The organism is Brachyspira intermedia PWS/A (assembly GCF_000223215.1).
GTDB classification, from domain to species: domain Bacteria; phylum Spirochaetota; class Brachyspiria; order Brachyspirales; family Brachyspiraceae; genus Brachyspira; species Brachyspira intermedia.
The window spans coordinates 2,127,660-2,150,941 of sequence record NC_017243.1 but is presented as its reverse complement, the minus strand read 5'-3'; the positions used below and the strand labels follow the sequence as shown (position 1 = coordinate 2,150,941).

Below are 23,282 nucleotides of genomic sequence, written 5' to 3'. Positions count from 1 at the left end.
AATTTATATTATATGTAATATAGATTATTAATTTAAGCTCAAATGTAGCCTTTCGCGAAGCGTATCCGAGTTTATCGAGGATATAGCTTTTTTGTGGCAATACCACCCTAAAGGACTTCCTATGGTCGCAGGCACTCCCTACGGTCGCAAAAGAAGTAGGTGTTCGGGGGACTAGTCCCCACAAATAACCTAAATTAAATTATCTTGATATCATCTTCCATACTATAGCCATATCATTTATAGCATAGTCAAGAAAATCTTTAAATCCGCAAAACTCTCCGCTTTCATCTATATACATATTGTTTTCCATTCTCTTGCATCCACAGCTGCATACTCTTTGATATCTACAAGAACGGCATAATGTATGTTTATCATCATTTATTCTGTTTGATTTTTCATTTATAAAGTCTTTTGCTTTACTGCTTGAATAAATCTGCATTAAATCATCTTCAGCTATATTGCCTATTTTATAATCATCTAAACAATAAAAGTCGCATGGAAAAACATCCCCATTACTTTCTATTATTATTTGATTTGTGCAAGTACCATTTATACCGCAAGTCATAGGAGGATAGCCTCCGAAAAATAATGGAATGATATTGTCAAAGAACTGTATGCTGTAATAATTATTATTAAAAAAATCTTCTTTCCATAATGAAAATATTTCTTTATAGAAGTTTGAAAACTCTTTAGGTTTTATAGAATATTCCGTGCTAGGTGAATTCATTTCAGATAGGCAAGGTATGAACTGAGTATATTTAATATTCAGCTTCTTTATTTTTTTGTATATGTCTTTAGGATATTTTGATAATTCAGATGTTAGCACTGTAAGTATATTGTATTCTACATTAAAGGCATCGAATAATTTTTTAGTTTCTAATACTCTGTTATAAGTATCATTGTTACTTTTATCTACTCTGTAATTATCATGTATATCTTTTATTATATCTAGTGAAAGCCCTACCAAAAAATTATTTTCTTTGAATAATTGGCACCATTTATCATCTATCAATAAACCGTTAGTTTGTATGCTGTAATTTATATTGATATTCTTTTTATTGCTGATATTCACATAATCTATAAACGATTTAAAATATTCAAAACCGGCTACTGTAGGCTCTCCGCCCTGAAATGAAAACAATGCATTTTTATCAGCATTTTGAAGAACTTTATCTATTATGGCTTTCATTACTTTTTCAGTCATAATGCCGTTATTTTCTATTTTTCTGTTTTTGGCTTCATCTATATAAAAACAGTATTTACAATTTATATTGCATAAAGATGACGATGGTTTGATTAAAACTGATACATTATTCATAGATTTAATATTAATACATAATTTTATAAATTTCAATATATTTGTACTAATTATAATATTTATGTAATTTATGTATATATATTGTATGAAAAATGTAAAAAAAATTTTGCATATTAATATGCTATATTTTTTACAAAAAAAATATATTTTGCTTGATTTTTTTTTTTTATTAATGGAGCTAATGTATGATATTAAGGAGTAATATATGAAAAAATATATTCTTACTTTGTTGTTGTTGTTTTCTTTTTTGATATCATGCGGTACAAAAACTGCATCTTCATCAAAAAAAATAAGAGTAGGTACTATGGTAAATACTGTTGCTTTGCCTATAGCTTATGCTTTAGAGAAAGGCATGTATTCTAATGAAGGTATTGAAATAGAAATACTTACTTTTGCAAGCGGTGCGCCAATAAATGAAGCTTTTGCAGCTGGCGAAATAGATATTGCTGCAAGCGGTTTGGCTTCAGTATTTGCATTAGCTCAAGGTAATGCAAAATGGATTGGTGAAGTTAATACTACAGGCGGTATGGGAATCTTTGTAAGAAAAGACAGCCCAATAGCTAAAGAAGTAGGAAAAGTTGCAGGAAACACTAGTATTTTAGGTAGTGTTGAAACTGTAAAAGGTTTGAATATACTCGGACCTTTAGGAACTACTGCTCAATTTAATGCTATAGGTTATGCTAAGAAATTTGGACTTAGCGGAACTGACATTAAAATGATACATATGGATAATGGTCCTGCTTATCAGGCATTCGTAGCAGGAGAGGGAGATGCTATAGCTGCTAGTCCTCCTCATTCTTTCCAAGCTAGAGATGCTGGATATGTTTTGGCTGCTACTTTTGAAGATGCTACTGATGTTGTATCTATGGATGGTATATATGTAGGTAATAAATTTTTAGAAGACAGAAGAGATGAAGTAGTAAAATTCATTAAAGCAACTTATAAAGCTTCTGAAATACTTTCTGACTATAAAACAAGATATGATTTTGAGAAAGATTGGTTTGAAAGAAACGGAAGAGTTTATGATGACAAAACTTTAGATAATGATATTAAGTATAAAGTTTATGTTACTCCAGCTATGATGCAGGAAGAAACTTATGTGTTTGGTGATGGTATGACAGGTACAGCACAATTCTTCTATGAAGATAATAAAATATCTAAAGATACATTACCAAATGTTCAAAAATCCTATGATGTTTCTGTTATAAAAGAAGCATTAGGAATAGATGTGAAAGTTGATCAATAATTAAAATAAATAACTAGGGGGATACATGAAAAGTGTTAAATATACTTTAATATCGGTATTGTCAATATTTGTGTTATTATTCGTGTGGTATTTAGTTACTGATGTGATGAAGATATTTACACCATCTCTGCTCCCTAGCCCCATAACGGTTATAAAGACTTTTATAGTGAAACTGTATGACAGTTCGCCCGATGGAGCTACTATGATAGAGCATATGGCTTCAAGCTTGCAGATAACTTTAATAGGTTATTTCTTAGGCTTAATCATAGGAATTCCATTGGGGATATTAATGGCTTGGTATAAGCCCGTAGATATGTTTGTAAGGCCTCTTTTTGATTTGCTTCGTCCGATTCCCGGAATAGCTTGGATACCTCTTATGATAATATTTTTTGGTATAGGTATAATGTCCAAAGCTATGGTAATATTCTTATCTTCATTTATAGCATGCGTAGTTAATTCTTATAGCGGAATTAGACAAACCAAAGATGTTCATATTTGGGTTGGAAAAACTTCAGGTGCTTCTAATTGGCAATTATTATATATGATAGCTATACCAACTTCTATACCTATGATTTTGACAGGTGTTAGATCTGCATTAGGAGCTTCTTGGACTGCTTTGGTAGCTGCAGAATTATTAGCTTCTACTAAAGGACTTGGTTTTATGATACAGCAGTCAAGAGGTATGTATAGAACAGATATTATTATAGCTGGAATGATAGCTATAGGTATTATAGGGTCAATATTAACATATTTAATAAGTTTGATTGAAAAATTAATACTAAGAGGAGCAAAATGGTGATGAAAAGTAATAAATTTAAAGAAGCATATTTATCATTTTTTGCTGCTGTAACATCTATTGTAGTTTTTATTATATTATGGCAGTTAGCAGTTTCTTTTAGTGATTTGGGTAAATTAATGCCTGGTCCTTTTACTGTAATATATAATTTCTTCTATACATTAGTAAAACCTATTGGTAAATATTCTATTATAGGGCATATAGCTTGGAGTTTGTCTAGGGTTTTAATAGCTTATGTTGCTGCTGCAATATTAGGCATTACTTTAGGCGTTTTAATGGGTTGGAATAAATATATTTGTGCTATATTTGATCCTATATATCAATTAATAAGACCTATACCTCCTATAGCTTGGATTCCAATAGCTATATTATGGTTCGGACTTGGAGAGCTTTCTAAATATTTTTTAATATTTTTAGCTGCTTTCAATACAATAACTTTGAATGCTTATTACGGAGCAAAAAGTGTTGATAAAACATTAATAGGTGCTTCAAAAATGCTTGGAGCTAATGAATTACAAACTTTATTTACTGTGGTATTGCCTTCATCTGTACCTGTAATATTTGCTGGTTTGCAGGTGGCAGTTTCTGTTAGTTGGGCTACTGTTGTTGGTGCTGAGATGGTGAGATCTTCTGAAGGAGCAGGTTGGGTTATAATTAATGGACAGGAAACTAATAATACTACACAGATATTAGTTGGTATAATGGCAATAGGTATCGTTGGATATATTTTGGCTATCATTATGAGAAAAGTAGAGGATAAATTATGCTCATGGAACAAGAATTCGTAAAAAACATGATAGAACTGAAAAATATTTCTAAAACTTTTGTTACTAAAAATGCTAATTTTGAAGTAATAAAATCATTGGATTTAAAAGTTAAAGAGAATGAATTTTTAGCTTTTTTGGTCCCGGTCAATGCGGAAAGACTACGATTGTTAACATAATTGCCGGACTTGAAAAGCCTACATCCGGAGAGGTTATAGTTAATAATAATCCTGTTAAAGGTCCCGGTATAGATAGAGGTGTAGTATATCAAACTATATCTTTATTCCCATGGTATACAGTGATGGGCAATGTAGAGTATGGACCTAGAATCAGAGGCGTTGATAAAAAAACAAGAAGAGAAAAAGCACAATACTATATAGATTTGGTTGGACTTAAAGGTTTTGAAAATTCTTATCCTATTCAAATTTCAGGCGGTATGAAACAGAGAGTTGGTATTGCAAGGGCTTATTGCAATGAACCTGCTGTTATGCTTATGGATGAACCTTTCGGAGCTTTGGATGCACAAACTAGGTATCTTATGCAGGAAGAGTTAATTAGAATATGGGAAAAAGAAAAAAGAACAATAGTATTCGTTACAAATAATGTAGAAGAGGCTATATATCTTGCTGACAGGATTATAGTTTTAAATGAATGTCCTACTTCTATAGATAAAGAGTATATTATTGATTTGCCTAGACCTAGAAGCTATGTAGATAGTAAGTTTTTAAGTTTAAGGAAAGAATTATCTGCATTAGTATCTGATAGAATAGTTTAATTATTATTAAGAGTTGTATTTTATGGAAAAAGAAATTAAAGTAAAAGTTAATAATTTAGTTAAAAAATTTGGTGATTTGCTTGTTTTAGATAATATTTCATTTAATGTTAATAAAGGTGATTTATTATGTGTCGTTGGACCTACAGGCTGCGGAAAAACTACTTTCTTGAATAGCTTAACTAAACTTTATGATATAACATCTGGTGAGATACTTATTGATGATGAACCTGTAAATTTGAAAAAACATAATATAGCATATATATTTCAAGAAAATTCAACTATGCCTTGGAGAAATGTTGAGGAGAATGTGGCATTTAGTCTTGATGTGAAAAAGATACCTAAAGAAGAAAAGAAAAGAAGGGTAGATGAATTTATCGAGATAGTAGGGCTTAGTAAGTTTAGAAAATATTATCCTTATGAGTTATCAGCCAGTATGCTTCAAAGGGTTGTTATAGCTAGAGCTTTTGCTATGTATCCTGAGCTTTTGCTTATGGATGAGCCTTATGCCCAATTAGATATAGAATTAAGATATAAACTTGAAGATGAATTGGTAAAACTTTGGCAGAGAACTAAAACTACAGTTATATTTATCACTCATAATATAGAAGAAGCTGTTTATTTGGGTGAGAATATTATGGTTCTTACTAATAAGCCTACAAAAGTAAAAACAATAGTAGAAAATAATATGCCTAGACCTAGAGATATTGCAGATAAAGAATTTGTAAGACTTAGAAATTATGTAACAGATTTAATCAAATGGTGGTAGAATTATATGAAGCTTATAATGCTGATGTTTGATTCTCTTAATAAACATTTTTTAGAACCTTATGGCTGTACTTGGACTAAAACTCCGAACTTTCAAAGACTAGCAGATAAAGCAGTTACTTTTGATAATTGTTATGCTGGAAGTTTGCCTTGTATGCCGGCAAGAAGAGAACTTCATACAGCAAGATATAATTTTCTTCATAGAAGCTGGGGACCTTTAGAGCCGTTCGATGATTCTGCTGTAGAAATATTGAAAGAAAACGGGGTATATACACATTTGATAAGCGATCATCTTCATTATTGGGAAGACGGAGGAGCTACTTATCATAATAGATATAATAGCTGGGAAATAGTGAGAGGCCAGGAAGCTGATCATTGGAAGGCTGTATTAAATTTCAAAGATTTACCTAAAAAATATCTAGGCAATATTAATAAACAAGATCAAATAAACAGGAAATATATGGAAGATGAAAAAGATCATCCTTTAAGCAAGATATTTCAATCAGCATTTGATTTCTTGGATAAGAATATAAATAATGATAATTGGTTTTTACAAATAGAATGTTTTGATCCGCATGAGCCATATTTCACTTATGATAAGTATAAAGATAATTATGATTTTAATTATGGCGATTTATACTTTGACTGGCCTAACTATTCAAAAGTAGAAGAAACTAATGATGAGATAGAGCATTGCAGATATATGTATGCTGCTTTATTATCTATGTGCGATAATTATCTTGGTAAGCTTTTAGATTATATTGATAATTCAAAAGAAGATATTGTTTTGATAGTTAACACAGATCATGGCTTTTTATTAGGCGAGCATAATTGCTGGGGTAAGAACATTCATCAGCTATACAATGAAATATCAAATATACCATTATTTATATATGAATCTAAAAAACATAATGAAAAAAATATAAATAATAGAAGAAAAGCATTAGTTCAGACTATAGATTTACCTGTTACAATATTAGATTATTTTGGTATTGAAAAGACAAAGGATATGAAGGGTTTTTCTTTGAAAGAAACTATAGACAATGACAATGAAGTAAGAAAATATGCTTTGTTTGGAATGCATGCCAATCAAATATGTATTACAGACGGAAGATATGTTCTTATGAAAGATTATGCTCTTAAGAAAGACGGATCTAATGATACAGAATTATATAATTATACTTTGATGCCTATGCATATGGTAAATTTCTTTAGCATAGATGAATTAAAAACTACTGAACTTCATGATGCTTTCAGCTTTACTAAAGGCTGTAAGGTTATGAAGATAAAATATTTAACTTTACCTAAAAAAATGACTCTTATAGATGAGTTGGATTGGGTATTATATGATTTGGAGAATGATCCTCATCAGGAAAATCCTATAAAAGATGATTCTATAAAAAATGAAATGATTAAGAATATGGTATTACTAATGATAGAAAATGAAGCTCCTATAGAGGAGTATATAAGATTAGGAATTTTAGAAGAATATAATAAATATAAAAATATGCATTAAATATTATGGAGGAATATAACTATGAAAAAAAATATTTTATTTGTTTTTTCAGATCAGCAGAGATGGGATACAATGGGCATATATGGTCAGGAATTGGATGTAACTCCTAATTTAGATAAATTAGGAAAAGAAGGCACTATTTTTGATAATGCATTTACATGTCAGCCTGTATGCGGTCCTGCTAGAGCATCTTTACAAACAGGGTTGTATTCTTCAAAGGCTGGAGTATTTGTTAATGCTATATCTTTGCCTGAAAATATCACTACAATAGCAAAATTATTGAATGACAATGGATATCAAACAGGATATGTTGGTAAATGGCATTTAGCTACTGACGGATTGGGAGGAGACAGTTCTAAAGAAGATTATATATTCAATCCTATACCGGAGAAAAAAAGAGGCGGATATAAAAATTATTGGGTAGCTTCAGATGTTCTTGAATTTACTTCTGATGGATTCAAAGGATATTTTTTTGATAAAGATATGAATAAAGTAGAGTTTGAAAAATATAGAGTTGATGCTGTTACTGATTATGCTTTAGATTTTTTGGATAAGAGAAGTAATGATAAACCTTTCTTCTTATTTATATCATATTTAGAGCCTCATCATCAAAACAATAAAAATAAATATGAAGGTCCTTTATATTCAAAAGAAAAGTTTGGAAATTGTAAAATACCTGAAGATGTTAAAGCATTAGGATATGGAGATTCAAGAGAAAATTATGCTGATTATTTAGGAGCTTGTAATTCTATAGATTATAATTTTGGAAGAATAAGAGCAAAATTAGAAGAGAAAAATTTATTAGATGATACAGTTATAATATATACAAGCGATCATGGTTCTCATTTCAGAACTAGAAATAAAACTTTGCCTGAAAATGGATATGATGATTATAAAAGAGCCTGCGAAGATGCTGCAATTCATGTTCCTCTTATCATAAAAGGCGATTCATTTAATGGTTCAAAAAGAGAAGAAAAGATAGTAAGTTTAATAGATCTTCCTCCTACTATATTAAAAATAGCAGGTATTGAAAATGCAGATATGGACGGAAAAGCTATACAAAATATCATTGCAGATAATAATCATGAGAATATTGCCTTCCTACAAATAAGTGAAAGTTTCGTGGGCAGAGCAATAAGAACTCCTGAATATACTTATGCTATTTGTGATCCAAATAAGAATCCTGCTAAAGATAAAGACAGTTTGAATTATCAAAGTTATATATTATATGATTTGAAAAAAGATCCTTTACAATTAAATAATGTTGTTAAAGATCCTAGTTATACTGAAGTTCTAAATAAATTAAAGAGCATTATAAAAGATAAGATTAAAAAAATAGAATCTTTAGATGTAACTATTGATTAATTTATAAAAAATTATTAATATAAACTTATAATCTATTATATTTTTTGTATATAGTATAAAGTTTTTAAAGGTGTAATTTAATGAAAGATAATAAAAACTATTATACTATAATACCTTCTGCTGTAAGATACGATAAGAGATTAAAGCCGTTATCAAAACTCATTTACGGAGAGATAACGGCACTTACTAATGATAAAGGTTACTGTTGGGCTAATAATAATTACTTTGCTGAAATTTATTCTGTGAGCAAGGATACCATTTCAAGAGCTATAAGACAGTTAGAGGAATATAATTATATAAAATGCATTTATGATAAGAGTAAGCAAAATAATGAAAAAAGAAAAATATATTTAAATAAAAAATTAAGTATATCAAAAATGCCTATACGGTATAGTAAAAATTCTACAGACGGTATAGACAAAAAAGTCGAAGATAATAATAAATATAATAACTTAAATAATAAAGAAAATGAATCAGATAATAAAAATGATTCAGATAAAATAAATAAAACAGATAATATAAATTCTCTCTCTAGTAGTTTTGATTCATTTGTTAATGAGCTTATTAATACTTTTAATTTTCTTACAGGAAGTAAAGCTAGTAAATTATATCAAGTACATTCTTTTAAAACTAAATACAAACAGGAAGAAATAAAATCAATTTTCGATGATAGGAAATTTGATTGGAAAGACTGTATTAATTTAGCTAAGAAAAAAGTTAAAGATAAAGATAACTTATCAGGTATATGGCTTGATTTTCTTAGTTATTTAAAAATTTATTTGATTAAAGGCGATAGAGAAAACACTATTAAAAGACATTACAGTAAAGAAGAATTGATAAAAAGAGAAGAGAAGATTAAAGAAATAGAGTTAATCAAAATGCAAAAGGAACGCGAAGAAAAATTAAAATTGCTTGAGGAGGAGAAAAGATTAGGATTTGATAAGATGACAGAAGATGAGATTATAGAGTTTACCAAAAGAAATTTGATGTTTTTGAAGCGTGCTTGATTATAATAAAATCTAAAAAATATCATTAATAGTAATTGAAATAATTTTATTTTGTTATATAATATATAAAAAATTAGGGGAGCTTAAAAGGCTGAGAGTAAGTTTAATAACTTAGACCCTTATAACCTGTTGGATAATGCCAGTGTAGGGAAATATTTTTATTTTAAATTAAGTTTTCTAAAATTATTTTCTTTTTAATTCTTATACACTCATTATTTTCATTAAGGTTTCTATAAAATATTAATTTATATTTAAGGAAATTTTTATGGATAATGTTTCAAATTCTGAAAGTGTTTTAAGCAGCGATGATTTAGCTAATATTAAATTTAGTAAATCAGTTTATTTAAAATTTATTATACTTAGTTTTATTGGTATATTTATGTTATTTATACCAATTAAAATAGGCGATGTTAAATCAATACCTATAGATCATTTAGTAAGTTTTATAAGAAAAATTCCTTTTGTAGATCCTTACTATGGTATATTGATAACTATGTTTGGAGGAATATATCCATTTATAAATAAGTCTTGGAATAAAAATAAAACAGAAATAGTATTTTCATTTATCAAACTTACATCAATACCATTTATTATAATGGCATATTTTGGATTAGGACCTGCTGATTTTCATAAACCTAATATGCTTCTTTTTTCTTATAATCTGCTCACTCAAATAGCATTGATTAATAGTATAGGTTTTATATTCTTATCATTTTTGGTAGATTATGGGCTTATGTCATTTGCCGGTATATTTATGCGATGTATAATGAAGCCTATATGGAAAACTTCAGGAAGATCATCTTTAGATGCTATAGCTTCATTTGTAGGAAGTTATTCTATTGCTCTTTTAATGACAAGTAAAGTTTATAAAAAAGGTTTTTATTCCAAAAAAGAAGCCTGCATAATAGCTACAGGATTTTCTACAGTTTCCACTACTTTTATGATAGTTGTTGCTAAGATGTTCGGCGTTATAGATAAATGGAATATATATTTTTTTGGTACTATGTTAATAACTTTTATAGTAACTGCTATAACTGTAAGACTTTATCCATTAAGAAATAAACCTAGCGACGGATATATGGATAAAGAAGTTGCAGAAGAACCTATATATAAAGGAGGAAATATTTTTAAGCTGGCATTGAATGAAGCTGCTGAAGTTGCCAGTCATTCAGATAGTGTTTTAAATAGTGTTGTTAAGAATTTGAAAGAAGGACTTATAGTTTCTATTTCAGTAATGCCTAATTTTATGGCTATAACATTTATAGGACTTTTAATAGTTAATTATACTCCTTTGTTTGATGTTATAAGCTATATATTTTTACCTATCACTAAATTGCTAGGACTTGGAGATGAGGCTTATATAGTTGCAAAGGCTTGTTCTGTTACATTAGTTGAAATGTCATGTTCTTCAAGTATTGTAATGTATGCTAGTCAATTTGCTAAGTCTGTAGTTGCTGTGGTATGCGTTGCTGAGATTTTATATTTTGCTGCTCCTATACCTGTAATATTGGCTGTAGGAATACCTATAAAGATAAGAGATATGATGATAATATGGGTTGAGAGAATAATACTTTCATTGTTATTCGCTGTGCCTTTTGCATATTTCTTTCTTAGTTGATAATTAGTATATACCTAAACAACTATATTTTGTAATTTTTTTGTTGTTCTTTTTCTTGCGGAACCATACGAAGTACATCTTGCGAAGCAGGTGTCGGCAGGCGAAAGTGCAAGTATGAAATTAGTACTAAATAATACTAATTTAGTTTTACATATAATATAAATTATTAACTTTTGTATATTAATGAGTAATCAGCCGCACGTATAGCGGACATTTGATAAGAGTATGCAATACCGTGCGGAAAGCCTACGCGAAGCGTACCCAATGGGTATAGGCGAATATTTGAGAAAGTTAAAAATTTTTAGTATATAATAAGTGGGAGATTAATTATGAAATACTATATTATAGATTCTTTTGCTGATGAGGTTTTTAAAGGTAATCCTACAGCAGTTTGCATATTAGAAAAAAACATTTCTCATAAACTTATGCAAAATATTGCTATGGAGAATAATATTTCAGAAACTGTTTTCACTATAAAGAATGGAAATAATTATGATGTGTATTGGTTTACTCCGAAATGTGAAATAGATTTCTGCGGACATGCTGTACTTGCTGTGGCTTATGCTATATTAAATTTTGCTGAAAAAGAATCTAATGAGGTGAGCTTAAATACTAAAGAGGGTATATTAACTATTAGAAAAAAAGATGATCTATATGAAATGGATACTCCTAATTATGATTTGAAGCCTATAGAAATTACATCTGATATAATAGAAGCAATAGGAGGAATAAAACCTTTAGAGGCTTATATAGGACGCGATATTGTATGTGTATTGGAAGATGAAAATCAGGTTATAAATGCAAAACCAAATTTAGAAATTATAAAGAAATTAGACGGACTTTTATTTCATATAACATCTGATGTAAAATATAAAAAGAATAATCAATATGACAGCATAACTAGAACTTTCGGTCCTAAATTGGATGCAGATGAGGTTGATGTATGCGGATCAGGACATTGTCATATTATACCTTTGCTTTCAAAGAAATTGAATAAAGATTATTTTACTGCATTTCAGGCTTCACCAAGAACAGGAGTTTTATATTGCGATATTAAAAATAATAAATTAAAGATAGCCGGAAAGGCATGTTTATATTGTATTTCTGAGATTTTTATTTAAATTATAAGGAGTTATAAAATGAGTACATTACAAGAAGAAATATTTCAATCCATAACAAATATGAAGTCAAAATCTCCATTAGTTCATAATATTACTAATTTTGTAGTTATGCAAATTACAGCTAATGCATTGCTTGCAGTTGGAGCTTCTCCTGTGATGACATTCGAGAAAGAGGAGTTTGAAGATATGCTTTCTATTGCTTCATCGCTTGTTGTTAATATTGGAACTTTAACTACTGTTTCTATTGAGGCTATGCATAAGGCTTGCGAAATAGCAAATAAAAAAAATGTTCCTTTCGTGATTGATCCAGTAGGAGCAGGAGCTACAAAATTGAGAACTAAAACAGCTATTGATTTGATTAAAAATTATAATCCTAAAGTTGTTAGAGGAAATGCTTCTGAAATAATGGTGCTTGCCGGAGAGAGCATAAAAACTAAAGGAGTAGACAGCACAGCTAATGTTAATATGGCACTTGAGGCAGGTAAGCATTTAGCCAAAGAATATAATACAGTTGTAAGCATAAGCGGTGAAACTGATATTATAACAGATGGTAATAAAGTTTTATATGTTAGCGGAGGTTCTCCTTTAATGCCTGTTAATACCGGTATGGGCTGTACATCTACTGCTATAACAGGTGCTATGCTTGCGGTTGCCGAGCCTTTGATTGCCGCTTCTTCAGCTATGTGCATAATGGCTTCAGCTGGTGAAAAAGCTTCAAAGAAATGTGAAGGGCCTGCTAGTTTTTCTGTTGCTTTTATAGATGAGCTTTATAAACTTGATATCAATGATGCTGCCAATAGGGTAAGGGAATAAATATAAATAATAGTGGGAGTTTTTTGATTAAGCAATGGGCTTGAATATATTATTTAAGTCCATTGCTTTTTCTTTTATGATTTATTTTAGTAAATACTGAAAATTTTTAAGTTTGTCATTTTTTTAGTCAACTTTTTCCCGCCGCAAAAAGTTGCAAAAAGTGCAAGATATAAAATTAGTACTAAATAATACTAAAATTGTTTTGTATGTAAGATAGATTATTAATTTAAGCTAAAATATAGCCTTTTTGCTTCTTTGTGGCAACAAAAGAAGTGGGGTGCGGGGCAAAGCCCTGCAAATATTTTAAATTTAAAAAATTTATTTTTGACAAAATGTAGTTGTTTAGGTATATACTGAAAATTTTTAACTTTGTCAACTAATGCACTTTATGTAAATTTTATCTACTTTTTTGTCGCACAAAAAAGTAGCAAAAAACGCAATTGCTAAAACTTTATATTTTAATAATATGTATCAAATATAGTGTAATACCTTAATTTTAGATAAGAAATGCAATTTTTCGCGAAGCGTATCCGAGCTTGTCGAGGATATAAGGTTCTTTTACGAAGTCCGCATCATGAAGTGTACATACGGCAGGCGAAAGTGCAATTAAAAATTAGTACTAAATAATACTAATTTAGTTTTACATGTAATATAAATTATTAACTTTTGTATATTAATGAGTAATCAGCCGCACGTATAGTTGGCTATACATAATGATTTGCAATACCGTGAGGAAAGCCCATATGGCGAATATTTGACAAAGTTAAAAATTTTCAGTATATATCAATATTTAGAGATTATAATTATTAATGCATAAATATTATTTAAACAATGGAATTAATAAAATAACTCCATTGTTTATTTTTTATAATTAATTTAATCTTTTATTTTTGATGCCATTATATTAGCTACTATTGAACCAGATATATTATGCCATACACTAAATATTGCTCCAGGTACTGTTGCTAATGCCATTGAAGCAAAATGAGTTGCAGCAAGTGAAGTTGCGAGTCCTGAGTTTTGCATTCCAACCTCTATTGATACTGCTTTACATTTAGCATTATTTAATCTGAATAATTTTCCTAATAAATAACCAAGCAAATAACCTAAACAATTATGAAGTACAACTACTATTATAACTAAATATCCAACCTGCATTAATCTTTGTGAGTTTGCAGATACAACGGCAGCTACTATTGCCACAATAGCAAGTACTGATATTAAAGGAAGTATTTCTTTTATGCTGTTTGTAAACTTATAAAAGAATTTATTTATTATGAAGCCCAAAGCTATAGGAAGTATAACAACCTGTACTATTGATACAAACATACTCACAGCATTAACATCAACTTTTTGTCCTGCATATAATAAAGTGAGTAATGGAGTTGCAAAAGGTGCAAGTATAGTTGATACTGAAGTCATACCCACAGATAAAGCTACATCGCCTTTAGCTAAGTATGTCATAACATTTGATGAAGTTCCTCCCGGACAAGTTCCTACAAGTATAACTCCTACAGCAAGTTCAGGAGGAAGTTTAAAAATAATAGAAAGCAGGAAAGCAAGTAAAGGCATTATAGTAAATTGTGCTATTGCTCCTATTATTATATCTTTTGGTCTTGTGAATACTACCTTAAAATCTTCAAGCTTTAATGTAAGCCCCATACCAAACATTACTATCATAAGAAGATAGTTAACATAACTTGTTTTAATAAAGCTTACTGTTTTTGGAAAGAATAATGATACAGCAGCTACTATTAATACTATCACAGCCATATACTTACCGAAGAAATTACTTATTTGTTTTAATGTTTTCATTTTTATCATCCTTTTTATAAATTATTTTTTGTTATTATTTATTATTGTTTATTATTGAAATCTTCTAAATCGATTATAGCCTTTAATATCATATTTTTATCAACTTTATACGGACTGATATTTAAGTCTTTGCCAGCAAGAGCTATTTCTAAAGCATTATTAAGTTCTTCATCTTCTAAACTAGCTTTATTTATTCCTATATCTTTTAAGCATGTTGGAAGAGATATTGATTTATTGAATTTAAAAATATTTTCTCTTTCTTCAAATTGTTTGTCCATAGTGAGAAGTAATAATATGCCGTAGGATACCAATTCACCATGAAGCAAATTGTCTCCTATTCTTTTTACTTTTGTAAGTCCGTTATGCATGCCATGTGCTAAAGATATATGATGATCATCTTTTGCCATTACTGAAGTTAAGCCTGTTGTATATATTATATGAAGTATTACTCTATTTAAAACATCAGTTACTTTTTTGTTTTGAAAATCGTTTATAGCTTCTGAATAATGTTTTAATATATCATTAGAACAGTTTTTTATTATCTCTACTGCTAAGAAATTTTTATAATTTAAATTCTCATTTCTTGTTGAGAATAATGATTCATACTGTTTAGAAACAGCATTACCTATACCGGCCCTAAAATAATTTTCAGGTGAATTTAATATGATATCAGTATTTATAAAAGTATGCAAAGGAGGTCTTTTATCGCTGAACATCTTTTTGAAGCTCCCGTCATTATTATAAACTACAGAAAGACTGGTTACAGCGGCACAATTTGAAGCCAATGTTGGAAATGTAAATATAGGCTTATTTATAGTATGTGCTAAAACTTTTGATGTATCTAATGCTCTTCCGCCTCCTACAGCGAATATCATATCAGCTTCCATTACTGCTTTCTTTTCTTTAAGTAAATCAACATTTTCAAAAGTGGATTTATCGCCGTAATGGAACATTCCTGTTATGGTTATATCTTTTATATTGTTTAATATTGATTCTATTGATGCTTGTATAGATTTTTTGCCGGATATTATAACCGCTCTTTTTCCATAATTTGAACATACATCATATATATCTTTGTATGCATCGCTTCCTATACTAAAGTTAGGCAGAAATAAATTTTCTAAACTCATTTTTTTATCCTTTAATTAATATTATTTTTTATTATTGTTGTTTGTTTTTTATTTAGTTTATATATTTATTATGTAAACACTTGAAACAAGTTTATTTTCAGAAATTAATTTTTGATAATCATATTTTTCTCCTTTAAAAAATTTTATTTAAAATAAATTTAGTCCAAGCTTATATCAGCTATAAACTAAATGATTTTTATCCTGGCTTAAAAGATAGGTATTCAAGCAGTCTGTAATATTAATTTTTTATAATGACTTTTAGATTATTAGATTAATAGTGCTTATTTGATGTTATAGGTATTTAAGAATAATATCTATAACATCAATTTATTTTTTAATTATTAATTATTATTTCAATACAGCACCAGTATTAGCAGACTGAACAAGTTTTCTATATCTTCCAAGCCAGCCTCTAATTTCTTCTAAAGGTTTAATAGCAGTCTCTTTTCTTCTTTTTTCCATTTCTTCATCAGAGATTTCTAAATTGATTTTATGATTAGGTATATCTATACTTATGATGTCATTTTCTTTTATGAATGCTATTTCTCCGCCGCTTGCAGCTTCTGGTGAAACGTGACCTATAGATGCACCTCTTGAAGCACCTGAGAATCTTCCATCAGTTATCAAAGCAACATCTTTATCTAATTTCATACCGGCAAGTGCAGAAGTAGGGTTTAACATCTCACGCATACCAGGTCCGCCTTTTGGGCCTTCGTATCTTATAACAACAACATCGCCTTTATTTATTTTACCGGCATATATAGCAGCTATTGCAGATTCTTCGCTGTCGAATACTCTAGCAGGTCCTTTATGTACAAGCATTTCATCAGCAACGGCAGAACGTTTAACAACACATCCGTCTTTAGCTATATTGCCCCAAAGTATTGCTATACCGCCAGTTTTACTATAAGGGTTTTCTATATTTCTTAATACATTATTATTTTTGTTAACAGCATCTTTTATATTTTCAGCTATTGTTTTACCTGTAGCAGTCATAAGAGAAGTGTTTATAAATCCGCCTTTATCAAGCTCTTTCATAACAGCAGGTATTCCGCCGGCTTTGTATAAGTCTTCTATATAGTTATGTCCGGCAGGTGCTAAATGACAAAGATTAGGAGTACGGTCGCTTACTTCATTTATGATTTTTAAGTCTAATTCTATTCCTGCTTCATTAGCTATAGCAAGTAAGTGAAGTACACTATTTGTAGAACATCCCAAAGCCATATCAACAGCAAGTGCATTTTTGAAAGATTCAGGAGTTATTATATCTAAAGGTTTTATATCTTTTTTTAATAATTCCATAACCTGCATACCAGCTTTCTTAGCAAGTAAAGTTCTAGCAGAATATACAGCAGGTATTGTTCCGTTTCCTGGTAAAGCTATACCTAATGCCTCAGAAAGACAGTTCATACTATTAGCAGTGTACATACCGGCACAAGAACCGCAACTAGGACATGTATGCTGAGCATATTCTTCCAATTCAGCATCATTTATAAGATTAGCTTTTTTAGCTCCTACAGCCTCGAATATATTTGATAAACTTACTTTTTCCTCGCCATGATCACCTGGAAGCATAGCTCCTCCGCTTATCACTATTCCCGGTATATTCATTCTTAAAAGTCCCATTATCATACCAGGAACTATTTTATCGCAGTTAGGTACAAGAACTACTCCGTCTAAACCATGAGCTATAACCATACTTTCAACAGAATCAGCTATTAATTCTCTTGAAGGAAGTGAATATTTCATTCCTAAGTGTCCCATAGCTATTCCGTCGCAAACTCCTATTGCAGGTATAAGTATTGGAGTACCTCCTCCTATTAATACACCGGCTTTAACAGCTTGAGAAAGTTTATCAAGATGTATATGTCCGGGTACAATTTCACTGTATGCAGAAATAATTCCAATCAGAGGTCTTTTTAATTCTTCATCTGTATATCCCATAGAATAGAACAATGATCTGTTTGGTGCTCTTTCATCACCTTTTAAAACTCTGTCGCTTCTTAAAGAACTATTTTCTCTGAAACTCATAATTATTTCTCCATTTAATAAAATTGTTTAAATAAACTTTTTAAAATATAATCATGCATTCTATTAGTAGAATGATAAAAAATCAAGTATTTTTTTATTTTTTATCATTAAATTTTATACGCTTGTATTTTTTATTTTTCTATTATATAGTATAAAATGTTAGGGTTTATTTCTTTGTCGGACCTTATCATTATCTTAATAAAAATTATTTTATTTCAATAAAATAATTTTAGATGGAGTTATTATGTTTAAAAAAGTCGGATTGAAATTTCAAATTACAGCTATTATATTAGTTCCAATTATAGTAATTATTATATTAGCAAATACTGTAATTATGTTGTATGTAGGTAAGATAACTAAAAATTTGTCGTATAAAATATTAGAAGAAACCTCATTAAAAGAAGCTAATGATATAAAATTTAATATAGAAAAACATTTATATAGTGTTTTGGGTCTTAAAGTTAATATAGAAAATATTTATAACAGAGGAATAAGAGATAGAGCGACATATAAACAATTAACTTCAGTATTTTTTAATAGCCTTCCAGATGATATAAATGGTTTGTCAATAGCATTTGAACCTAATGCATTAGATAATGATGCAGATTATACCAATTCCGAATATAGAGCCGCTAATGGAAGATTTAATTATTATATATCAAGAAACGGAGAGTCATATTTAGGAATAGATACTTTTAATGTAGATTATTATACAGAACCTAAAAGAACAGGGTCTGTATATGTATCTGGGGTTTATAATTCCACAGTTAATGCTGATACGGTATTATTTACTTTATGTATTCCTATAATGCCTAACAATAAATTTATAGGTGTTATTTATGTTGATATATTTGCTGATTCTATTGTTGCTCTATTAGGAAATATTAATATATTTGAGGATACAACTGTTGCTTTATATGATCAAAATGGACTTGTAGTGTATGATAGTTATAATATGGATAATGTATCTAAAAATGTTTATGAAGTATATCCTCATTATAAAGATTATAATGTTTTAGAGAATATTAAAAATGGTAAACCATTAATGGTAGAGGGATATAGTGATGTTTCTAAGGAAGAGCTTTTATATGAATTTACACCGATAGAGATATCTAAAGGAGTTTTTTGGTGTTTGGAATTGGCTTCAGCAAAAAATGTAGTATTGAAAGATAGTATTGCTATGAGCTATGTTCTTCTTATAATTTTGATTTCTATAATTGTAATATTATTATTGCTTATTCCATATATAATAGGAAGAAAAGTATCTAGTATAATATCTTCTTTATCTAAAGATATTTTGGCTATGTCTGAAGGTGATTTAACTAGAGAAATACCTAAACATTTTGATAAGAGAAGAGATGAATGGGGTGATATTGCTAGAGGCTGGGATAAAGCTATGAAGAATTTTAACAATGTAATAAATACTGTTAAAAATTCTGCAGAACAGGTTTCTACCGCTGCAAATGAAGTATTAATTGGAAACAATGATTTATCTCAAAGAACAGAATCTCAAGCCGCAAGTTTGGAAGAGACAGCAGCATCAATGAATCAAATGGCTAGTGCTATCAAAGAATCTGCTGAAAATGTATCTACTAGTACAAATATGGTATCAGAAGCTAAGGAAGATTTAGTTAAAGCCGGTAATATTGTAGAGGATAGTGTAAGCAAAATGAATGATGTTTATGAGTCTAGTAATAAAATCATGGATATTACTAAACTTATAGAAGGAATTGCATTCCAGACAAATATACTTGCTTTGAATGCATCTGTAGAAGCAGCACGTGCCGGAGATCAGGGAAGAGGTTTTGCGGTTGTGGCAAGTGAGGTAAGAAATCTAGCTCAAACTACTCAAGAATCGGTAAAAAATATTACTTCATTGATAACAGACAGTAATGAAAAAATAAATTTAGCTGCTAAGAGTGTTCAAGAATCTAAAGAGATATTTGATGAAATTTCAGATAAAATGGACAAGGCTTCATCTTTGATGGATAGAATAAATATAGCTGCTCAGGAACAAGAAAGAGGAATAGAACAAATCAATATAGCTATAAGTAATATGGATACTGCTGTTCAGAAAAATGCAGCATTAGTTACTGAGGCTACTTCTGCTTCCGAATCATTACTTAGTGAGGCTAATGAATTGGTGAGATCTATAGAATATTTTAAGTTAAAATATTAATATTATAATTGTTATATATGTTTTATAATATCCTAATGTTATATTAAAAAATATAATATTAGGATATTTTTATAATCAAGATATATTGTTAAAAATGTTAGAACGTTATAAAATAATGTTAGTTAAATCTAAAAAAGGAGTTTATTATTATGCCTATAATAAAAGAAGAAACAGTAAAATTATTAAATGACCATTTAAATGAAGAGCATTATTCAGCAAATCTTTATTTTAATATGGCTGGCTGGTGCGAAAAGCAAGGACTTAAAGGATGCAGCAAATTTTTATATAATCATTCAGCAGAAGAACATACTCATTTAGAAAAGTTTAGAGAGTATATTAATAAAGCTGGAGGACAGGCTATAATGGGAGAGATGAAAGCTCCTGAATGTAATTTTAATTCTGTTCAAGAATTATTTGAGAAAGTAATTAAGCATGAAGAATATATTACTTCTTGCATTAATAAGCTAGTTGGTATAGCAATGGACAATAAAGATTATGTTACTTTGAAGTTTTTAGAATGGTTTGTTGAAGAGCAGCTTGAAGAGGAAGAACTATTCAATGATATAATTAAAAAAATAAAAATATTGGGAAATTTGGAAGGAAGAAATCTTTATACTTTTGATAAGTTTGTAGGTAATTTGGATACTGAAGAACATAACTCATAAGCTTTAATATACATACCTGTTTTATGGGTATTATTATTAATTACAAAGTTGACAAAAAAACAAGGAGAATTATTCCCCTTGTTTTTTATTTTAATAATTATTTAAATATTAATTATTTTTTGCTCTCCAAGTTTCTTTTTCAAACTCGCCTTGTATAGGTATCAAAGATTCATCTAAATCTATTTTTAATACAGCATTGAAATTGTTAGTAGCCATCATTTGAGCAGCAAAACCAACTATAGTAACTATTTCAGAATCATTGAAATGTTTTTTAAAATTATTCATAAGTTCATCAGTTACGCCATTAGGGTCTTTTACCATTTGCATACCTAATTGAGATAATAATTGTTCTTTTTCATCAAGTTTAAGATTTTTAGGATCATCTCCTATAGCTTTTAAATCTCTGATGAAGAATAAAGAACAAAGCATACATCCATTAGTAGTAGAAACAGAATGTGCCAATATCATAGCAGCTCTTTTACCCACAACTTCTACTAATCTGTCGAATGAAACATACCAACCCATAAATGCTTCATAAGTAGCATAGTCATTTAATAATGCTTTTTTCATATTTGTAACATTGCCGCTTTTTTTTAATTGATAATCGAAAGCCTCTTTTACTTTTCCCTGAGCTTCCTCATATTCCATAAATTTAACTCTAGCCATAAATAACTCCTTATTTAAATTTATTAATAAAAATTTATGATTAATAGTTCTATATATTTTATAATAAAAACAAAATTATTCAAAGTCTTTTAAATGCACTTTTGATACTTTTTTAAATGCTCTTAAATAGTATTTTATATCGTCTAAATCTCTAATTGATAATACTTTATGCATTAAAAACTGAGGAGTAAAACTAAGATTATAAAGTTTTTGTATCCAAGATTTTATTTTTTCTTCGCCTACATCGGTTTTCATGATAGCTGTACGCATATCATAATCTTCCCAATTTTCTGTAGTAAGCCAATTTTCTCTCTTACATTGATTAAATAATTCTGTACCAGGATACGGAATTATTATTGTGGCCTGCATAGTTTTAGCATAACCTTTTAGAAGAAGTTTTTTAGTAAGTTCATAAGTTTTTTCAATATCTTCTTCAGTTTCCCAAGGATAACCAAGCATTACTGTGATATGAGGGGAAAGTCCAGCATCGGAAGCTGCTTTACAAGAAGGAAGTATCTCTTCAACTTTATTTCCTTTTATGAGTCTGTCCAATGTATTTTGACTTGCTGATTCTAAACCAAATAATAAAAATCTGAATCCTGCTTTTTTCATTAGTCTGTATTCATCTTCATTACAAGCACCGAAACGCATATTACAGTCTATATTAACTTTTTTATTTAGCTTTTTATCTATCATATAATTACAGAAATCATTAAGCCATTTCTTTACTGGAAAACAACCTGTATCGTCCATTATCTCTCTTATATTGTATTTGTTGTAAAGAAAGTCCACTTCATCAACAACATTTTCAGCAGTTCTAGCACGGAAATTTGTATATATTCCAGTCCAAGAACAGAAAGTACATCTATGATGCCAGCAATCCCTTCCCGCCATTATATAAGTTCCCGGTATGCGTTTAAAATTGCCGTTATCATAAGCGTATCTTTGCCACTCAGTTAAATCTCTGTCTATAAATGGAAGGCTTTTTAAATCATGTCTTAATTCAAAGAAGCCTGTATTTTTTATAGTGTTTGATTCTCTGTAGTATATGCCTTTTTCTAATTGAGCTTTTCCATTTAAATATTCTATTAGATTTAATAGCAAGAAATCATAATCACCGCCTGTAAGTAAATAATCAACTTTGCAATTATTCATAGTCTCTTCAGGCATAGCAGTAACATGATCGCCTGCAATAACAACAATCATATTAGGATATTTTTCTTTTAAATCATCAACTATTTTCCAAGCTTTATATATAACAGGTGTCTTCACTTCAAAGAATAATAAATCAGGTGTATTTGCTTCTAAATATTGATGCCATTCTTTAGTAGTCATGTTTCTAGCTATAGCATCAATGAAATCCACATTGTATCCTGCATTTTTTATCATAGTGGCGGCAGTTGCAGGAACAACAGGATAAATATATGTAGGACTCTTGAACCATTGAAATTGTCTGTTCTGTGATAATAATGCTACTCCTCTGTCGCTTTCAAATGGAGGATAGCCTATATATATTCTATTTATTTTATTCATAAATTAATTTGCCTTTGTAATTATTAAATATTATGTTTATCTTTTTAATTATACTTTAATTGACAAAAATGTAAATAATATTAAATTTCAAAAATATTTATTTGATGCATTGTTTTTTATATTATTTATTATACAATTTATCTAATTTTTAAGGAGTTA

At 29.2% G+C, this 23,282-nt stretch carries 19 protein-coding genes and 1 riboswitch; of the genes, 13 read left to right on the top strand and 6 right to left on the bottom strand.

Annotated features, from left to right (window positions below):
* Positions 1-199: 199 nt before the first annotated feature.
* Entirely contained in the window at positions 200-1,318 is a 1,119-nt protein-coding gene (locus BINT_RS09270; RefSeq protein WP_014488313.1) for a radical SAM/SPASM domain-containing protein, read from the bottom strand.
* 205 nt (positions 1,319-1,523) lie between these two features.
* Here BINT_RS09270 and BINT_RS09265 point away from each other — a divergent pair, with 205 nt between their 5' ends.
* From BINT_RS09265 to thiM, 11 genes are all read left to right on the top strand, one after another.
* A complete protein-coding gene (locus BINT_RS09265; protein ID WP_049783505.1) occupies positions 1,524-2,564 on the top strand; it encodes an ABC transporter substrate-binding protein in 1,041 nt (346 codons plus the stop codon).
* A gap of 25 nt (positions 2,565-2,589) precedes the next feature.
* Positions 2,590-3,363 (top strand): ABC transporter permease, encoded by a 774-nt coding sequence (locus tag BINT_RS09260; RefSeq protein WP_041177376.1) that lies wholly within the window; start codon positions 2,590-2,592, stop codon positions 3,361-3,363.
* Positions 3,363-4,148, top strand: a complete 786-nt coding sequence (locus BINT_RS09255; RefSeq protein ID WP_014488310.1) for an ABC transporter permease — start codon at positions 3,363-3,365, stop codon at positions 4,146-4,148. The genes BINT_RS09260 and BINT_RS09255 overlap by 1 nt, the downstream gene beginning before the upstream one ends.
* A 100-nt stretch (positions 4,149-4,248) precedes the next feature.
* The gene (locus BINT_RS09250; RefSeq protein ID WP_321162743.1) at positions 4,249-4,899 is read left to right on the top strand and encodes an ABC transporter ATP-binding protein; all 651 of its coding nucleotides are present in this window, start codon (positions 4,249-4,251) and stop codon (positions 4,897-4,899) included.
* 22 nt (positions 4,900-4,921) lie between these two features.
* Complete coding sequence (locus BINT_RS09245; protein WP_014488308.1) at positions 4,922-5,665, top strand: ABC transporter ATP-binding protein; 744 nt, start codon at positions 4,922-4,924, stop codon at positions 5,663-5,665.
* Between the two features lie 6 nt (positions 5,666-5,671).
* Complete coding sequence (locus BINT_RS09240; RefSeq protein ID WP_041177375.1) at positions 5,672-7,180, top strand: sulfatase; 1,509 nt, start codon at positions 5,672-5,674, stop codon at positions 7,178-7,180.
* A gap of 21 nt (positions 7,181-7,201) precedes the next feature.
* Positions 7,202-8,545, top strand: coding sequence for a sulfatase-like hydrolase/transferase (locus tag BINT_RS09235; RefSeq protein ID WP_014488306.1), 1,344 nt, complete (start codon positions 7,202-7,204; stop codon positions 8,543-8,545).
* 80 nt (positions 8,546-8,625) lie between these two features.
* Entirely contained in the window at positions 8,626-9,552 is a 927-nt protein-coding gene (locus BINT_RS09230; protein WP_014488305.1) for a helix-turn-helix domain-containing protein, read from the top strand.
* 65 nt (positions 9,553-9,617) lie between these two features.
* Positions 9,618-9,720, top strand: a riboswitch (TPP riboswitch).
* Between the two features lie 97 nt (positions 9,721-9,817).
* Positions 9,818-11,170 (top strand): YjiH family protein, encoded by a 1,353-nt coding sequence (locus tag BINT_RS09225; protein WP_014488304.1) that lies wholly within the window; start codon positions 9,818-9,820, stop codon positions 11,168-11,170.
* A 329-nt stretch (positions 11,171-11,499) separates the two neighbouring features.
* Complete coding sequence (locus BINT_RS09220; RefSeq protein ID WP_014488303.1) at positions 11,500-12,291, top strand: PhzF family phenazine biosynthesis protein; 792 nt, start codon at positions 11,500-11,502, stop codon at positions 12,289-12,291.
* A gap of 18 nt (positions 12,292-12,309) precedes the next feature.
* Positions 12,310-13,104 carry a hydroxyethylthiazole kinase gene (gene thiM / locus BINT_RS09215; protein WP_041177374.1) on the top strand — a complete coding sequence of 265 codons (795 nt, stop codon included), beginning with the start codon at positions 12,310-12,312 and terminating at the stop codon, positions 13,102-13,104.
* An 876-nt stretch (positions 13,105-13,980) separates the two neighbouring features.
* Here the strand turns inward: thiM and BINT_RS09210 are convergent.
* The 3 genes from BINT_RS09210 to ilvD all read right to left on the bottom strand — a co-directional run bounded on the left by BINT_RS09210 (position 13,981) and on the right by ilvD (position 18,080).
* Positions 13,981-14,919, bottom strand: a complete 939-nt coding sequence (locus BINT_RS09210) for a bile acid:sodium symporter family protein (RefSeq protein ID WP_041177373.1) — start codon at positions 14,917-14,919, stop codon at positions 13,981-13,983.
* Between the two features lie 41 nt (positions 14,920-14,960).
* On the bottom strand, positions 14,961-16,049 hold the full coding sequence (locus BINT_RS09205; protein ID WP_014488300.1) for an iron-containing alcohol dehydrogenase family protein: 1,089 nt from the start codon (positions 16,047-16,049) through the stop codon (positions 14,961-14,963).
* Between the two features lie 348 nt (positions 16,050-16,397).
* Positions 16,398-18,080 carry a dihydroxy-acid dehydratase gene (ilvD, locus tag BINT_RS09200; protein ID WP_014488299.1) on the bottom strand — a complete coding sequence of 561 codons (1,683 nt, stop codon included), beginning with the start codon at positions 18,078-18,080 and terminating at the stop codon, positions 16,398-16,400.
* 244 nt (positions 18,081-18,324) lie between these two features.
* Between ilvD and BINT_RS09195 the strand changes: the two genes are divergently transcribed.
* Positions 18,325-20,259: a methyl-accepting chemotaxis protein gene (locus BINT_RS09195; RefSeq protein ID WP_041177372.1), complete on the top strand. Its 1,935-nt coding sequence runs from the start codon at positions 18,325-18,327 to the stop codon at positions 20,257-20,259.
* Positions 20,260-20,408: 149 nt separating this feature from the next.
* Positions 20,409-20,924, top strand: coding sequence for a ferritin (locus BINT_RS09190; RefSeq protein ID WP_014488297.1), 516 nt, complete (start codon positions 20,409-20,411; stop codon positions 20,922-20,924).
* Positions 20,925-21,032: 108 nt separating this feature from the next.
* Here BINT_RS09190 and BINT_RS09185 read toward each other — a convergent pair whose 3' ends face one another.
* On the bottom strand, positions 21,033-21,590 hold the full coding sequence (locus BINT_RS09185; RefSeq protein ID WP_014488296.1) for a carboxymuconolactone decarboxylase family protein: 558 nt from the start codon (positions 21,588-21,590) through the stop codon (positions 21,033-21,035).
* A 75-nt stretch (positions 21,591-21,665) separates the two neighbouring features.
* Positions 21,666-23,123, bottom strand: coding sequence for a B12-binding domain-containing radical SAM protein (locus BINT_RS09180; RefSeq protein WP_014488295.1), 1,458 nt, complete (start codon positions 23,121-23,123; stop codon positions 21,666-21,668).
* Positions 23,124-23,282 lie beyond the last annotated feature (159 nt).

Excerpts from the sequence above, each read along its gene's own strand:
- BINT_RS09270 (WP_014488313.1), bottom strand. The coding sequence starts at position 1,318 with ATGAATAATGTATCAGTTTTAATCAAACCATCGTCATCTTTATGCAAT.
- BINT_RS09265 (WP_049783505.1), top strand. The coding sequence starts at position 1,524 with ATGAAAAAATATATTCTTACTTTGTTGTTGTTGTTTTCTTTTTTGATA.
- BINT_RS09260 (WP_041177376.1), top strand. The coding sequence starts at position 2,590 with ATGAAAAGTGTTAAATATACTTTAATATCGGTATTGTCAATATTTGTG.
- BINT_RS09255 (WP_014488310.1), top strand. The coding sequence starts at position 3,363 with ATGAAAAGTAATAAATTTAAAGAAGCATATTTATCATTTTTTGCTGCT.
- BINT_RS09245 (WP_014488308.1), top strand. The coding sequence starts at position 4,922 with ATGGAAAAAGAAATTAAAGTAAAAGTTAATAATTTAGTTAAAAAATTT.
- BINT_RS09240 (WP_041177375.1), top strand. The coding sequence starts at position 5,672 with ATGAAGCTTATAATGCTGATGTTTGATTCTCTTAATAAACATTTTTTA.
- BINT_RS09235 (WP_014488306.1), top strand. The coding sequence starts at position 7,202 with ATGAAAAAAAATATTTTATTTGTTTTTTCAGATCAGCAGAGATGGGAT.
- BINT_RS09230 (WP_014488305.1), top strand. The coding sequence starts at position 8,626 with ATGAAAGATAATAAAAACTATTATACTATAATACCTTCTGCTGTAAGA.
- BINT_RS09225 (WP_014488304.1), top strand. The coding sequence starts at position 9,818 with ATGGATAATGTTTCAAATTCTGAAAGTGTTTTAAGCAGCGATGATTTA.
- BINT_RS09220 (WP_014488303.1), top strand. The coding sequence starts at position 11,500 with ATGAAATACTATATTATAGATTCTTTTGCTGATGAGGTTTTTAAAGGT.
- thiM (WP_041177374.1), top strand. The coding sequence starts at position 12,310 with ATGAGTACATTACAAGAAGAAATATTTCAATCCATAACAAATATGAAG.
- BINT_RS09210 (WP_041177373.1), bottom strand. The coding sequence starts at position 14,919 with ATGAAAACATTAAAACAAATAAGTAATTTCTTCGGTAAGTATATGGCT.
- BINT_RS09205 (WP_014488300.1), bottom strand. The coding sequence starts at position 16,049 with ATGAGTTTAGAAAATTTATTTCTGCCTAACTTTAGTATAGGAAGCGAT.
- ilvD (WP_014488299.1), bottom strand. The coding sequence starts at position 18,080 with ATGAGTTTCAGAGAAAATAGTTCTTTAAGAAGCGACAGAGTTTTAAAA.
- BINT_RS09195 (WP_041177372.1), top strand. The coding sequence starts at position 18,325 with ATGTTTAAAAAAGTCGGATTGAAATTTCAAATTACAGCTATTATATTA.
- BINT_RS09190 (WP_014488297.1), top strand. The coding sequence starts at position 20,409 with ATGCCTATAATAAAAGAAGAAACAGTAAAATTATTAAATGACCATTTA.
- BINT_RS09185 (WP_014488296.1), bottom strand. The coding sequence starts at position 21,590 with ATGGCTAGAGTTAAATTTATGGAATATGAGGAAGCTCAGGGAAAAGTA.
- BINT_RS09180 (WP_014488295.1), bottom strand. The coding sequence starts at position 23,123 with ATGAATAAAATAAATAGAATATATATAGGCTATCCTCCATTTGAAAGC.